The organism is Streptomyces sp. NPDC048479 (assembly GCF_040651435.1).
Classification (GTDB): domain Bacteria; phylum Actinomycetota; class Actinomycetes; order Streptomycetales; family Streptomycetaceae; genus Streptomyces.
Genome location: NZ_JBEZKA010000020.1, coordinates 92,028 through 104,730 on the forward strand (window position 1 = coordinate 92,028; position 12,703 = coordinate 104,730).

General features: G+C 71.3%; 14 protein-coding genes and 1 pseudogene. 8 read left to right on the top strand and 7 right to left on the bottom strand.

The window, feature by feature from the left end; genetic code table 11:
* Window positions 1-48 precede the first annotated feature (48 nt).
* Entirely contained in the window at window positions 49-591 is a 543-nt protein-coding gene (locus tag AB0D12_RS28045) for a MarR family winged helix-turn-helix transcriptional regulator (protein ID WP_362688483.1), read from the top strand.
* Here the strand turns inward: AB0D12_RS28045 and AB0D12_RS28050 are convergent.
* The 5 genes and pseudogenes from AB0D12_RS28050 to AB0D12_RS28070 form a co-directional block, all read right to left on the bottom strand.
* Complete coding sequence (locus AB0D12_RS28050) at window positions 540-1,586, bottom strand: aminotransferase class V-fold PLP-dependent enzyme (protein WP_362688486.1); 1,047 nt, start codon at window positions 1,584-1,586, stop codon at window positions 540-542. The genes AB0D12_RS28045 and AB0D12_RS28050 overlap by 52 nt on opposite strands.
* A gap of 69 nt (window positions 1,587-1,655) precedes the next feature.
* On the bottom strand, window positions 1,656-2,375 hold the full coding sequence (locus AB0D12_RS28055) for a DsbA family oxidoreductase (protein ID WP_362688685.1): 720 nt from the start codon (window positions 2,373-2,375) through the stop codon (window positions 1,656-1,658).
* A gap of 188 nt (window positions 2,376-2,563) precedes the next feature.
* Window positions 2,564-2,797, bottom strand: a complete 234-nt coding sequence (locus AB0D12_RS28060; RefSeq protein WP_362688489.1) for a hypothetical protein — start codon at window positions 2,795-2,797, stop codon at window positions 2,564-2,566.
* A 297-nt stretch (window positions 2,798-3,094) separates the two neighbouring features.
* Window positions 3,095-3,565, bottom strand: coding sequence for a GNAT family N-acetyltransferase (locus AB0D12_RS28065; RefSeq protein ID WP_362688492.1), 471 nt, complete (start codon window positions 3,563-3,565; stop codon window positions 3,095-3,097).
* Window positions 3,566-3,744: 179 nt separating this feature from the next.
* Window positions 3,745-3,957, bottom strand: a pseudogene (locus tag AB0D12_RS28070) (helix-turn-helix transcriptional regulator); the annotation flags it as partial.
* Window positions 3,958-4,001: 44 nt separating this feature from the next.
* Between AB0D12_RS28070 and AB0D12_RS28075 the strand changes: the two are divergent.
* On the top strand, window positions 4,002-4,478 hold the full coding sequence (locus AB0D12_RS28075; RefSeq protein ID WP_362688495.1) for a zinc-binding dehydrogenase: 477 nt from the start codon (window positions 4,002-4,004) through the stop codon (window positions 4,476-4,478).
* On the opposite strand, the gene AB0D12_RS28080 is transcribed toward AB0D12_RS28075, so the two are convergent.
* Together AB0D12_RS28080 and AB0D12_RS28085 are read right to left on the bottom strand one after the other, a co-directional pair.
* Window positions 4,479-5,093 carry a DUF1349 domain-containing protein gene (locus AB0D12_RS28080; RefSeq protein WP_362688497.1) on the bottom strand — a complete coding sequence of 205 codons (615 nt, stop codon included), beginning with the start codon at window positions 5,091-5,093 and terminating at the stop codon, window positions 4,479-4,481.
* 4 nt (window positions 5,094-5,097) lie between these two features.
* A complete protein-coding gene (locus tag AB0D12_RS28085) occupies window positions 5,098-6,636 on the bottom strand; it encodes an aldehyde dehydrogenase (NADP(+)) (RefSeq protein ID WP_362688500.1) in 1,539 nt (512 codons plus the stop codon).
* Between the two features lie 129 nt (window positions 6,637-6,765).
* Between AB0D12_RS28085 and AB0D12_RS28090 the strand changes: the two genes are divergently transcribed.
* The 6 genes from AB0D12_RS28090 (at window position 6,766) to AB0D12_RS28115 (ending at window position 12,581) form a co-directional block, all read left to right on the top strand.
* Window positions 6,766-7,536: an IclR family transcriptional regulator gene (locus AB0D12_RS28090; protein ID WP_362688503.1), complete on the top strand. Its 771-nt coding sequence runs from the start codon at window positions 6,766-6,768 to the stop codon at window positions 7,534-7,536.
* A 9-nt stretch (window positions 7,537-7,545) separates the two neighbouring features.
* A complete protein-coding gene (locus AB0D12_RS28095; protein ID WP_362688506.1) occupies window positions 7,546-8,022 on the top strand; it encodes a GNAT family N-acetyltransferase in 477 nt (158 codons plus the stop codon).
* 78 nt (window positions 8,023-8,100) lie between these two features.
* Window positions 8,101-9,135, top strand: coding sequence for a hypothetical protein (locus tag AB0D12_RS28100; RefSeq protein ID WP_362688509.1), 1,035 nt, complete (start codon window positions 8,101-8,103; stop codon window positions 9,133-9,135).
* The gene (locus tag AB0D12_RS28105) at window positions 9,132-10,388 is read left to right on the top strand and encodes a histidine kinase (RefSeq protein WP_362688512.1); all 1,257 of its coding nucleotides are present in this window, start codon (window positions 9,132-9,134) and stop codon (window positions 10,386-10,388) included. The genes AB0D12_RS28100 and AB0D12_RS28105 overlap by 4 nt, the downstream gene beginning before the upstream one ends.
* The gene (locus tag AB0D12_RS28110) at window positions 10,385-11,041 is read left to right on the top strand and encodes a response regulator transcription factor (RefSeq protein WP_362688515.1); all 657 of its coding nucleotides are present in this window, start codon (window positions 10,385-10,387) and stop codon (window positions 11,039-11,041) included. The genes AB0D12_RS28105 and AB0D12_RS28110 overlap by 4 nt, the downstream gene beginning before the upstream one ends.
* A gap of 91 nt (window positions 11,042-11,132) precedes the next feature.
* Window positions 11,133-12,581, top strand: a complete 1,449-nt coding sequence (locus tag AB0D12_RS28115) for a penicillin-binding transpeptidase domain-containing protein (RefSeq protein ID WP_362688518.1) — start codon at window positions 11,133-11,135, stop codon at window positions 12,579-12,581.
* Window positions 12,582-12,703 lie beyond the last annotated feature (122 nt).

Below are 12,703 nucleotides of genomic sequence, written 5' to 3' on the forward strand. Positions count from 1 at the left end.
GGGGACACTGTCCACCAGACAGTCGCCACCCCTCCTGAGGAGGCCCCGATGAAGCCCGAGACCGCGGCCGACCCCGTCTGTACCGAGGCACTGCCGAGCTCCGCGCTCGGCGGCCCCGTCAGCCATGCCGTCTCCCGGGTCGCCCGGCTGCACCGTATGGCGGCGGGCAAGCTGCTCAGGGGAGCCGGCCTCTACCCGGGGCAGGAGTTCGTGATGATGCATCTGTGGGACGCGGGCCCGGTGCGCCAGTCCGAGCTGATCAAGGCCGTCGAGCTCGACCCCTCCACCGTGACCAAGATGCTCCAGCGCCTGGAGCAGGCCGGACACGTCCGCCGCTGCCCCGACCCGGGCGACCGGCGCGCGGTGCTCGTCGAGGCCACGGAGGAGAGCTGCGCCCTGCACTCCGCGGTGCAGGCGGCCTGGGCGAATCTGGAGGAGCACACGCTCGCCGGGCTCGACCCGGACGAGCGCCGGGAGCTGACCCGGCTGCTCGGGAAGGTCGAGCAGAACCTCTGCGTCCAGACCGCGGACTGCCCCGGTCAGCCGGACAGGACGTCGAGCACCCGGTCCACCTCGGCGGCTGAGTTGTAGAGGTGGAAGGCGGCGCGCAGATTGCCCGCCCGCTCCGCGAGGGTGATCCCCGCGCGGGCCAGTTCCGGGACGCGGTGGCCGAGCCCCGGGACGGCGACAATGCCGGACTCGCCGGGCACCGGTTCATGGCCCAGCTCCGCAAGCCCCGCCCGGAACCGCCGGGCGAGCCTGGTGTTGTGGGCGTGTACGGCGTCGATTCCGGTCTCCTCCAGCAGCGCCAGTGACTGCCTCGCTCCGTGGTACGAGAGGAAGGCGGTGGGTTCGTCGAACCGGCGGGCCGAGTGCGCCAGCTCCTCGATGGGTCCGTATGTGGTCCCCCAGAGAACCTCGGCGGCGAAGGTCCCCGCATGGATCGGCACCAGGGTCTGCTGCGCATCCTCGGTCACGGTGAGGAAGGAGGCGCCGCGGGGGCAGAGCAGGAACTTGAAGCCGCCGGTGACGGTGAAGTCCCACGCGCCCGCGTCCAGCGGCAGCCAGCCCGCCGACTGGCTGGCGTCGACGAGCGTACGGGCGCCGTGTGCGGCCGCGGCGGCCCGGACCGCGGGCAGATCGGCGATCCGGCCGTCGGCGGACTGCACCGAGGAGAAGGCCACCAGCGCGGTGCCCGGACGCACCGCAGCGGCCAGCTCGCCCAGCGGTGCGTACCGCAGCTTGAGATCCCCGCGTACCAGGAACGGCGTGATGACCGAGGCGTACTCCCCCTCGGGGAAGAGGACTTCCGCGCCGGTCGGCAGCGAGCTCGCGATCAGTCCGACATGCACCGAGACCGAACCACCGACGGCGACCCGCGACTCGTCCACACCGGTGAGGCGTGCGAAGGACTGCCGGGCGGCGGTCACCTCGGAGAAGTCACCGGCGCCGCCCGGCCGCCCTGCCGCGAGCTCCTCGGCCAGCGCGGTCACCGCCGCGACGGTCCTGCGGGGCAGCAGCCCGCAGGTGGAGGTGTTCAGATACGTCGTGTCCGGCGCGAACTCGGCGCCGCCCAGGGTCTCCATGAGATCACCCTGCGGTGCCCTCAACGCCTGGTCAACCGCGAATCGTTGAGGGGAACCATTCAGCAGCGCTCAAGCATGGGCTCCGGACTGCGGAACCTCGCACGAGCCGTCGGTGTCACAGGCGGCGGCGTCCGCGCCGATCGGGGTGATCGCCCGGCCCTGCCACGCCTGCTCCAGCGCCTGAGTGAAGACCTCGGCCGGCTGGCCGCCGGAGACGCCGTAGCGGCGGTCGAGGACGAAGAACGGCACACCGGTCGCGCCCAGCTCGGCGGCCTCGCGCTCATCCGCCCGTACGTCGTCGGCGTACGCGTCCTCGTCGGCGAGGACCGCCCGGGCCTCGTCCGCGTCCAGACCGGCCTCCACGGCGAGCTCGAGGAGGATCTCGGCGTCGAAGACCGACCGCTCCTCTGCGAAGTTCGCCCGGTAGGCGAGGTTCAGCAGCTCGTCCTGGCGGCCGCGGGCCTTGGCCAGGTGCAGCAGCCGGTGGATGTCGAAGGTGTTGCCGTGATCACGGCCCTCGGTCCGGTACTCGAGCCCCTCGGAGCGCGCGTTGGAGGCAACGTGCTCCTCCATCGACTGCGCTTCCTCGATGGTGCGCCCGTACTTCTTCGCCAGCATGGGGATCACCGGGCCGGTCTCGCCCTTGGCGCGGTTGGGGTCGAGCTCGAAGGAGCGGTGCACCACCTCGACCTGGTCGCGGTGGGCGAAGACCGCGAGTCCCTGCTCGAAGCGCGCCTTGCCGATGTAGCACCAGGGGCAGGCGATATCGCTCCAGATCTCGACGCGCATTTTCTTCATCACTCCAGGGTCGTACGGTGCGGAGGCCACCTCCGCCAAGGGGTGAACGCGCACCGGGACTGCCTCATTCCGCGGGGGCCGCCTGTGTGAGGTGCAGCACGATCGATTGCCGGGACCGAATCCCCAGGCCGTTCGCATGAGCGGTCGACCTGGCCAATTTGCGTCTCGCCGGGGCGGGACTATTCCTCTGCGAAGATCTCCTCTGCGCAGGATGCGGTGATGGTCCGGGCGAGCCAGTGCCGCAGGATCTCGGGATCACCGCAGCTGGTGATGCGTTCGCGGGCGTCGGCGGGAACGGCGATGTCGCGCTGCTCGAGCAGGAGCAGGATGCTCTGCGCGATGCCCTGGGCGCGGCCTTCGTCTCGGATCTCTTCCGAGAGGGGTGAGGTGTAGAAGGAGAGGTCCACGGCCACCAGGTTCCTCCAGTGTTGTGCGGCTGGGAGTCTGCCCAGGCCTTCGGTACGAGGTCCGGCTCGGCCCACACCGTCTTGCGGGGGACGGGTCCCGGCGTCGCACCTCACCGTCCGCCGACGCTTCGACCAGTAGCAGCCCGCGCCCCGAGTCCTCGTCGGGGGACGACTGTTGGGGCTTGAGGCTCGGAAGCCCCGCGCCACGCCGAATGGGGCCGGGAAGCGCTCCATCGGGCCGGTCCGGTGGTGGCGGTCGTCGTGTTGACGGTTCTGTACCGGATCGGCATGCCGAGAGTGCCGCTAGGCGCGCGGCACTGTGAGGCGAAGCACCAGGTGAGTGTCGGCGCGCGGCTCGTCCGGGTCGGGGAACCAGCCGTGGTGCGCGTAGAAGGACTGGGCGCGCCTGTTCTGCTCGAAGACCTCGAGGCGGGCGGTGCGGACTCCGACGCGCTGCCAGGACTCGACGCAGGCCGTGTGCAGGGCGGTGCCTATGCCGCCGCGCCACCGTTTCGGGTCCACATGGAGCTGGGTGAGTGTCATGACCGTATCGACCTCGCGGAAAGCGGCGACTCCGGCGACGGTCCCGTCCTTCTCGGCGCAGAGCACCGCGCCGCGCTCGATGGCTGCGGCCCAGCCCGCGCGGGTGCGGGCGCGCTCGGCGGGGCCGTCGAAGGCGTCGTCCGGGATGTGGCCGCGGTAGTAGCTCGCGCGGGCTTCGGCGTGGAGGGCGGCGATGGCGTCCAGGTCGGCCGGGACGGCTGTTCTGATCATGATGGTGGGGACGCCGGGAGATCAGCCGGCGGTTGCGATCCGGCTGTGGGCGGCCCGGTAGGCGCTCGGTGTGAGGCCGCCGCGGCGCTGGATGTGCTGGCGCAGCGAGTCCGCCGTGCCGAGCCCGCCGGCGCGGGCGACCTGGTCCCTTCAGAGGGCTTTCGGAGGGCCGACGGTACTCACCCCGTGCCCCGGCGGTACTGGCCCGGCGCCATCCCGTACTCCCGCTTGAAGGCCTTGGCGAAGGCGAACTCCGAGGTGTAGCCCGCATGCTGGGCCACCGTACGCAGCGGTGCGTCGTCCTTGCGCAGCAGCCGGCCCGCGGTGGTCATCCGCCACCACGTCAGATACGCAAGCGGCGGCTGGCCGACGAGCGCGGTGAACCGGCGGGCCGTCCAGCGGAGTCGGTACGGCCGCGATCCAGACCGCGGCCCGGATGGGCGCCGTCCCGATCGCCACCACCCGTACCGCTGCCAAGAAGCAGCAACTGCTCGACCTCGGAGCGGCCCATGTGATCACCACGGACGACGAGGACCTGGTGAAGGAGGTCAAGGGGATCACCGGTGGGCGCGGGGCCGAGCTGGCCTTCGACGCGATCGGCGGACCGGGCTTCCGGACGCTGGGCGACGCGGTCATGCCCGGCGGTACGGCGGTGCTCTACGGCTGGCTGGATCCGCGTCCCATCGAGCTGTCGATGAACTGGCCGCTCACGGTGCACACGTATGCCAACGGCGTGCCCGCCAGGACCGAAGCAGGCCGACGCCGGGCGGCGGCCTTCATCGGGTCCGGTCTGCGCGACGGGTCGTTCGCTCCGGCCATCGCAGAGACCTTCGACGGTCTCGGGCAGATCGTGGACGCCCACCGGCTGATGGAGTCGAACGCCCACACCGGCAAGATCGTGGTGCGGGTCTGATCACGATCCGTCACGCAGCCCCTCGGGCCAGCCCTCGCGGAACTCGATCCGGTCGAAGGTCACCACACAGCCCTCGCCCACCGGGGACTGCGCCAGGAAGCCGACGAGCGCGGCCCCGGCCTGCTCCTCCGTCCCGAGGGCGAAGATCCGCACGAAGGTCCAGTGCTCGCCGTCCGTCGAGGCGTGGAAGGCGAAGGCCTTGCCGGTGCGGCTGATCCGCAGCCATGCGCTGTCGCCCGCCACCTCGAAGGAGTTGGCGTCGTCGGAGTGGCCGCGGGTGACGACCGTGCAGATGGTGGGCTTGTCCGGGGAGAGTTCCAGGCAGAGCTTGGCCCACTCCCGCTCGCCGACGTGCAGATAGAGCACGCCGGCGTCGAAGGCCGCGGCGAAGCCGACGGTGACCCGTGCGATGAGCTGGAAGTCGCCCTCCGGTGCACCGAGCAGGCGGGGCGCGTCGGAGACGGGCTCCAGTGCCTCGCCCGCGGGCGGTACGAAGCGGTCCTGCCTGGCTCCCGCCCAGCCGGTCAGCACCCCTTTCTCGTACGACCAGTTGGCGTCGGGGCCGTAGGAGCGCAGCGGGAAGGGGAGCTCGGGCAGGTCGATCGGCTCGTCCACGGGCTCAGCTTTGCGGAGTTTCGAGGCGGCCGTCCACCCGACGCGACAGCCCCAGCGGGTTTTCGTCACGCAGCTCGGGCGGGAGCAGCGCCTCGGGCGTCGTCTGGTACGTGACCGGGCGCAGCCAGCGCTCGATCGCCGTGGCCCCGACCGAGGTGGAGCCGGAGGTGGAGGCCGGATAGGGGCCGCCGTGGTGCTGGGCGGGGGCGACGGCGACACCGGTCGGCCAGCCGTCGACCAGAACGCGGCCCGCAAGCGGGGTGAGTTCGGCGAGCAGCTCCATGCCCCGGCCCTCGCCCGCGGCCTCTCCCTCGGAGAGGTGCAGGGTGGCGGTGAGGTTGCCGGGCAGTCTGCCGAGGACCTCGGTGATCTCGGCCTCGGACTCGTACCGCGCGACGACCGTGACCGGGCCGAAGCACTCCTCGAGCAGCAGGTCGTGCGGCCCTTCGGCGGCCAGCAGCCGGGCCGGTACGGAGAGGAAGCCGGCGCTCACGGTGTGATCACCGCCCGCGCCGGGCGTGATCGGGGCCTCCACGTCCGGGAGTTCGGCCCGTTCGCGCACGCCCGCGACGAAGGCGCCACGCATCCGGTGGTCGAGCATCACGCCGGGCTCGGTCTCGCTGACCGTCGCCGTCAGCGACTTGAGCAGCCGGTCGCCCGCGTCGCCGGCGGGAGCGAGCACAAAGCCGGGCTTGGTGCAGAACTGGCCCCCGCCCAGCGTCATCGAGCCCGCGAGCCCGGCGCCGAGCTGCTCGGCCCGCTCTCCGGCGGCCGCCTCGGTGATCACAACGGGGTTGAGGGAGCCGAGCTCGCCGTGGAAGGGGATGGGGGTGGGCCTGGCGGCCGCGGCGTCGAAGAGCGCGCGCCCGCCGCGTACGGACCCGGTGAAGCCGGCGCCCGCGACCAGCGGGTGCCTGACCAGCTCGACGCCCGCCTCGAAGCCGTGGACGAGGATCACGACGTCTTCGGGCAGGCCGACCTGGTGGGCGGCCCTGCGCAGTACGGAGGCGCACAGTTCGGAGGTGCCGGGGTGGTCGGGGTGGGCCTTGACGACGACCGGGCAGCCGGCCGCGAGCGCGCTCGCGGTGTCTCCGCCGGGTACGGAGAAGGCGAGCGGGAAGTTGCTGGCGGCGTAGACGGCGACGACGCCCAGCGGGATCTTGAAGCGGCGCAGATCGGGCCATGGCGGCGTACGGCTGCCGTCCGCGTGGTCGATGTGGATGTCGAGGAAGGCGCCCTCGTCGACAACCGCGGCGAAGGCCCGCAACTGAGCGGTGGTGCGCGCGAGTTCACCGGTCAGGCGGGTGGGGCCGAGCGCGGTCTCCGCGTCGGCGGCCTCGATGACATGTTCACCGGCCTCGTCGAGCAGGTCGGCGGCGGTGCGCAGCAGCCGCGCGCGTACACTCCGGTCGGCGAGTGCGGGGCGGGCGGCGTGTGCGGCGCGGACCGCGCGGTCGATCTCCTCAGTGGTTGACTCGACCGCAACCTGCTCACGCGGCTTCCCGGTTCGGGGGTCGACACTCCAGACTGGTGCTGCTGCCACCGCGGCTTCCTTCCCGGTCTTCTGCCATCCCTCAGGATTTGTTCGGTATTCTGAACAGTGTTCCCGATGGTGAATATATGGGGACTCTATTTCCGGGCGTTCTGCGCGGTCAAGAAGGGGCGAAGAGCAATGTCAACTGCGGATTCCGGCGGAGCACAGGTCAAGTCCGCGGTGCGGACGGTGGAATTGCTCGAGTACTTCGCCGGGCGCCCCGGCATGCACTCCCTCGCCGCGGTCCAGGAGGCCGTCGGCTACCCCAAGTCCAGCCTCTACATGCTGCTGCGCACCCTGGTCGAGCTCGGCTGGGTGGAGACGGACGCGACGGGCACGCGGTACGGCATCGGCGTACGCGCCCTGCTGGTGGGCACCTCCTACATCGACGGCGACGAGGTGGTCGCGGCCGCCCGCCCCACCCTGGACCGGCTCTCGGACGACACCACCGAGACCATCCACCTCGCCCGGCTCGACGGCACCAACGTCGTCTATCTCGCCACCCGCCAGTCGCAGCACTATCTGCGCCCCTTCACCCGCGTCGGCCGCCGGCTGCCCGCGCACTCCACCTCGCTGGGAAAGGCGCTGCTCGCCACCCACAGCGACGAGCAGGTGCGCAAGATGCTGCCGGAGACCCTGGCGCCGCTGACCGAGCACACCATCACCGACCGGGAGAAGCTCATCGAGGAGCTGCACCTCGTCCGCGAGCAGGGCTACGCCGTGGATCGCGAGGAGAACACCCTCGGACTGCGCTGCTTCGGCATCGCCATCCCGTACCGCACCCCGGCGCGGGACGCCATCAGCTGCTCGGTGCCGGTGGCCCGGCTGACCCCCGCGCATGAGCAGATGATCAAGGACGCGCTCTTCGACGCGCGCGACCGGCTGACGCTGGCGACCCGGCGGCTCTGAATGTCCGTGATGTCCCCGCGCGTCACCCTGCGCAAGGTGACCGACAGCGATCTGCCGGTCTTCTTCCGGCACATGAGCGACCCCGAGTCGAACCTGATGGCCGCCTTCACCAGCAAGGACCCCACCGACCGGGCCGCTTTCGACGCCCACTGGGCGCGGATCCTCGTCTCCGACGCCGTCATACGGACCGTCCTCACCGACGATGTGGTCGTCGGCCACACCGCGGTGTACGGACCGCCCGAGGAGCGGGAGGTCACGTACTTCATCGACCGCGCGTACTGGGGCCGCGGCGTGGCCACCGCCGCACTGCGCGCGCTGATCGAACTCGTACCGCAGCGTCCGCTGCACGCCCGCGCCGCCGCCGACAACGCCGGCTCGATCCGGGTCCTTCAGAAGTGCGGATTCACCGTGACCGGCGAGGACCGGGGTTACGCGCATGCCCGCGGCGCCGAGACCGACGAGGTGCTTCTCACCCTGGCGGGCTGACCCTCTCCGCCGCACGGCGGAGAGGGATCGTCGCAGCGCAGGAGGTGCGGGGCTCCCGGAGCCGGGAGCGTAAGCGGCATGAGCCCGCACAGTGTTCCCCGGTCCCGCCCCTTCCCGAAGGCGGGGGAAGGCCCCCGCACCCCCGAGCGCCGGCTTCGCGGCGCACCCGAGCGGCACAGCCCCGCACGCCGACTGCTGCGGGCGCTGACCATCGCCTCCTGCGTCCCGTATCTCTCGCTCAAGATCGCCTGGATCGCGGGCAGCAGGATCGGCATCCCCGACGGCAGTGGGCTGCTTGAGCACCGCGGTCTGATGGCCGCGGCCAACAGCGTCACCGTCCTGATGGACGGCGCCGTCATCGTCCTGGCGCTGCTGCTCACCCGGGCATGGGGCCGCCGCCTCCCCGCCTGGCTCCTCGCCACGCCCATCTGGATCGCGGGCGGTCTGCTCGCCCCGATCATGGTCGGCTTCCCGGTCCAGCTGCTGACCCGCGCCGCCACCGGAGACGGGTCCCAGGGGGCCGGGGACCGACCCTTCCTCGACGAGTGGGTCTTCGGAGTCGTCTACACGGGCTTCATTGTCCAGGGCCTGGCCCTTGGAACGCTCTTCGTGCTGTACGCGCGGGAGCGCTGGAGCCATGTGTGGCGGGGCCGGGTCTGGGACCTGCCCAGGGCAGCCACCGGGCGGACGCTGAAGGTGACCGCCGTGGCCGCCACCGTGCTCGCTCTCTTCCCCGCCACGATGCGCCTGCTGTGGGCCTGCGGCGCGACGACCGGTCTCTCCGCGACGCGGATCGAGCAGCGTACGGCCGACTTCTACGTGCTCGAAGGGATCAGCGCCCTGTTCGTGGCCGTCGCCGTGGCCGGAGCGCTGCTGCTCGCCTTCCGCCGGGGCCCCGCACTGCCGCTGAAAGTTCCGCTGGCCATGGCCTGGCTGGGCTCGGGCGCGGTGGGCTGCTGGGGCATCTGGCTGCTGATCGCCGCAGTGCTGCCGGGAGGCGAAGAAGGCGAGCAGGCATCGGGGTTGATGGCTCTGACCTACGCTGTGGGCATGATCGTCGGTCTGCTCGTCGTCACCGGGACCGCCTCGTTCCTGCGGCGGCGCGGGGCGTGAAGAGAGTGCTGGGGGAGTTCGGCCGGGCTCTGTTCGGGACGCGGGCCAGGCTGCGCTGGCTCCATCTGATCCTCGGCGGCGCCCTGTTGATGCCGTACTGGCTGGTGGGCACGGTGATCGTCGGCCCGCTCGTCGGCGCCGAGAGCATATTCAACTCCGTTGCCCTGCAGTTCGCTGCATACGGAATCGCCCTGCCGATAGCCACGGCGACTGCGCTCTTCCCGCTGGCGAGACCGCTCTCGGTGGCCGCTGCGAAGGCGCTGTGCGGGGTGCCCGCCGAGCGGTTCGCGGAGGGGCCGGCGCGCTCGCGTGCCGCGCGGCTGCGGACCTCGGGCTGGTTCACGCTGCATGTGGGGATCGGTGCGCTGATCAGCGGTGCCACGCTCGCGCTGCCGCCGTTCGCCGTGACGTTGATCCTGCTGCCGCTCTCCGCAGGGCTCAGGCACTGGGTTATGGCCCCCGACTACCTCGACCACGCCTGGGCACTGGCCCTGTGCCCGTTCGCCGGGATCGCCATGCTGACCGCGCTCGCCGCCTGCGCGGCGGCGGCCGGGGCGCTGCTGGCCCGCCAGGCGCCGGTGCTGCTCGGCCCCACGCCCGCGGACCGGCTGGAGGCCGCCGAACGCCGGGCCACCGAACTCGCCGAGCGCAACCGCCTGGCCCGCGAGCTGCACGACTCGGTGGGCCACGCCCTCAGCGCCGTCACCCTGCAGGCGGGCGCGGCCCGCAAGGTCCTGGACAGCGATCCGGAGTTCGTACGGGAAGCACTGGCCGCGATCGAGGAGACCACGCGGCGCACGGTGGGCGAACTGGACTCCGTACTGGGCCTGTTGCGCCGAGACGATGAAGCTGCAAACACCGCCCGGCTCAACGGGCCGACCCTGGACACCCTGGACGGTCTGATCGCCCGCAGTGGCGTCCCGGTGTCGCTCACGGCCGACGGCGACCTGGCCGCTGTCCCCGCGCCCGTCTCGCGCGAGGCGTACCGCATCGTCCAGGAGGGGCTGAGCAACGCCCTGCGCCACGCCGGGGCGTCCCCGGTGTCCCTGTGGATCGCCCTGCGTGGCGAGGAGTTGGAGATCACGATGGAGAATCCGCTGCCCGACAGCGTCCCGGTCATCCGCCCGGGAGGCGGCCGTGGTGTGCGCGGTATCGCCGAGCGGGCCGCGCTGCTCGGCGGACACGCGCAGGCGGGCCCGCAGGACGCGGTGTGGCGGCTCTCGGCCCGCCTCCCGCTGGCGGGCCGCCGATGAGCGCGATCCGGGTGGTCCTCGCCGACGACGAGCGGATGGTCCGTACGGCACTGCGCGTCATCCTCGACGCCGAACCCGATCTTGAGGTGATCGGCGAGGCGTCGACCGGCGCGGAGGCGGTGTCGGTGGTGCGTGAGCTGCGCCCCGATGTGGTCCTGATGGATGTGCGAATGCCGGAGATCGACGGCATCCGGGCCACCGAGCAGATCCTGGCCACGCTCGACGGGCCGCCGCGGATCGTGGTCGTGACGACCTTCGAGAACGACTCGTATGTGTATGAGGCACTTCGCGCCGGAGCCGCGGGCTTCCTGCTCAAGCGCGCCGCGGCGGAGGAGCTCGTCCAGGCGGTCCGGCTGGTCGCCCGCAGCGACTCGCTGCTCTTCCCGGCCGCTGTGCGTTCACTGGCCGCCGAGTACGGCCGCAGCCGGCCCGCGGCTCCCCCGCCGTGGGCGGCGCGGCTGACCGAGCGCGAGGCCGAAGTGCTGCGGCTGATGGCGACGGGCCTGACCAACGCGGAGATCGCCGGGCGGATGGGCGTAGGACGTGCGACGGCGAAGACCCATGTGGCGTCGGTCCTGGCGAAGACGGGCACCCGGGACCGTACGCAGGCGGTGATCGCGGCGTACGAGTCGGGCTTCATCTCGCCGCGCTGAGGCCCGTCCGCCGGCCGCTCCGGATGAAGAATTCCTGAGAAACCGGGCAGGAAGGAACGTCATCCTCCGCCCCGTTCGTCCCTTCTACGGGATGAACAAGACGATCAGGAATGCTGCGGTCTTCAGCCTGCTGCTGGTGCTCGCCCTACTGCTGCGGGCGACCTGGGTCCAGGCGTACGAAGACAGAGCGCTGGCGGACGACGACCACAACCGACGGAAGATCATCGCGCAGTACGCGCAGCCGCTCGGCGACATCATCGTGGCCGGATCACCGGTCACCGGCTCGAAGAGGACGGCGAGCAGTGATCTCGCGTACAAGCGCACCTACACCGACGGCTCGCTCTACTCGGCCGTCACGGGCTACAGCTCGCAGGCGTACGGAGCCACGCAGCTCGAAGGCATCTACAGCGAGGTCCTCGACGGGACCGACAGCCGGCTGAAGAACCCGGTCGACGCGCTCACCGGGAAACAGCAGAAGCCCGGCGATGTGGTGACGACCATCGACCCGGCGGTGCAGAAGGCCGGCTACCGGGCGCTCGGCGACACAAAGGGCGCAGCTGTCGCCATCGACCCGAAGACCGGGAAGATCCTGGGAATGGTCAGCACACCCTCGTACGACCCGTCGAAGATCAGCGGGACGACGGACGGCGACGTCTGGCAGAAGCTGCTCGCGGACCAGGACAAGCCGCTGGTCAACCGGGCACTGCGGCAGCCGCTGCCGCCCGGCTCGACGTTCAAACTGGTTGTCGCGGCGGCGGCGCTGGAAGACGGTCTCTACGGCTCGGCCGACGAGAGGACCAAGAGCCCGAATCCCTACACACTGCCCGGCACGCGCACGCTCCTGGAGAACGAGAACACCGCCGCGCCCTGCGAGAACGCTTCCATCCGCACGGCACTGCAGTACTCCTGCAACAACGTCTTCGGGAAGATGGCCGCCGATCTGGGGCAGGACAAGGTCAGGTCGATGGCGCAGAAGTTCGGCTTCAACGACACGACGCAGGACGTGCCGGTGCGGGCCTCGGCGAGTCTGTATCCGACGGGCATGGACAAGGCGCAGACGGCGCTGTCGGGCATCGGCCAGTTCGATGTGACCGCGACGCCGCTGCAGATGGCCATGGTCTCCGCGGCGATCTCCAACGACGGTGTGCTGGAGTCGCCGCACATGGTCTCGAAGGTCGTCGACGCGGACAGCAACACGCTGCAGTCCTTCGAGGACGAGAAGTCGCAGCGGATCGTCTCCTCCTCGACCGCCGAACAGCTGCGCAGCGCGATGGTGACGGTCGTGAACGACGGCACCGGGACCAACGCCAAGGTCGACGGGGCCGAGGTGGGCGGCAAGACGGGCACCGCGCAGCACGGCGAGAACAACAGCAAGACGCCGTACGCCTGGTTCACCTCGTACGCCAAGGACTCGTCCACCGGCAAGGAGGTCGCGGTCGCCGTGATGGTCGAGGATTCGGGCGCGGCCCGCTCGGAGGTCAGCGGCAACGGTCTGGCCGCGCCGATCGCGCAGAAGATGATGGCGGCGGCCCTGAAGTGAGGGTCGGGGACCCTCACTTCAGGGCGGGCCCTCACTCCGGGGCGGGCCCTCACTCCGGGGTGGGCCCTCACTCCGGGGTGGGGCAGCCGTCACTCCAGGGCGGAGGCTGCTTGCCGTCGGGG

Excerpts from the sequence above, each read along its gene's own strand:
- AB0D12_RS28045 (WP_362688483.1), top strand. The coding sequence starts at position 49 with ATGAAGCCCGAGACCGCGGCCGACCCCGTCTGTACCGAGGCACTGCCG.
- AB0D12_RS28050 (WP_362688486.1), bottom strand. The coding sequence starts at position 1,586 with ATGGAGACCCTGGGCGGCGCCGAGTTCGCGCCGGACACGACGTATCTG.
- AB0D12_RS28055 (WP_362688685.1), bottom strand. The coding sequence starts at position 2,375 with ATGCGCGTCGAGATCTGGAGCGATATCGCCTGCCCCTGGTGCTACATC.
- AB0D12_RS28065 (WP_362688492.1), bottom strand. The coding sequence starts at position 3,565 with ATGATCAGAACAGCCGTCCCGGCCGACCTGGACGCCATCGCCGCCCTC.
- AB0D12_RS28075 (WP_362688495.1), top strand. The coding sequence starts at position 4,002 with ATGGGCGCCGTCCCGATCGCCACCACCCGTACCGCTGCCAAGAAGCAG.
- AB0D12_RS28090 (WP_362688503.1), top strand. The coding sequence starts at position 6,766 with ATGTCAACTGCGGATTCCGGCGGAGCACAGGTCAAGTCCGCGGTGCGG.
- AB0D12_RS28095 (WP_362688506.1), top strand. The coding sequence starts at position 7,546 with ATGTCCCCGCGCGTCACCCTGCGCAAGGTGACCGACAGCGATCTGCCG.
- AB0D12_RS28100 (WP_362688509.1), top strand. The coding sequence starts at position 8,101 with ATGAGCCCGCACAGTGTTCCCCGGTCCCGCCCCTTCCCGAAGGCGGGG.
- AB0D12_RS28110 (WP_362688515.1), top strand. The coding sequence starts at position 10,385 with ATGAGCGCGATCCGGGTGGTCCTCGCCGACGACGAGCGGATGGTCCGT.
- AB0D12_RS28115 (WP_362688518.1), top strand. The coding sequence starts at position 11,133 with ATGAACAAGACGATCAGGAATGCTGCGGTCTTCAGCCTGCTGCTGGTG.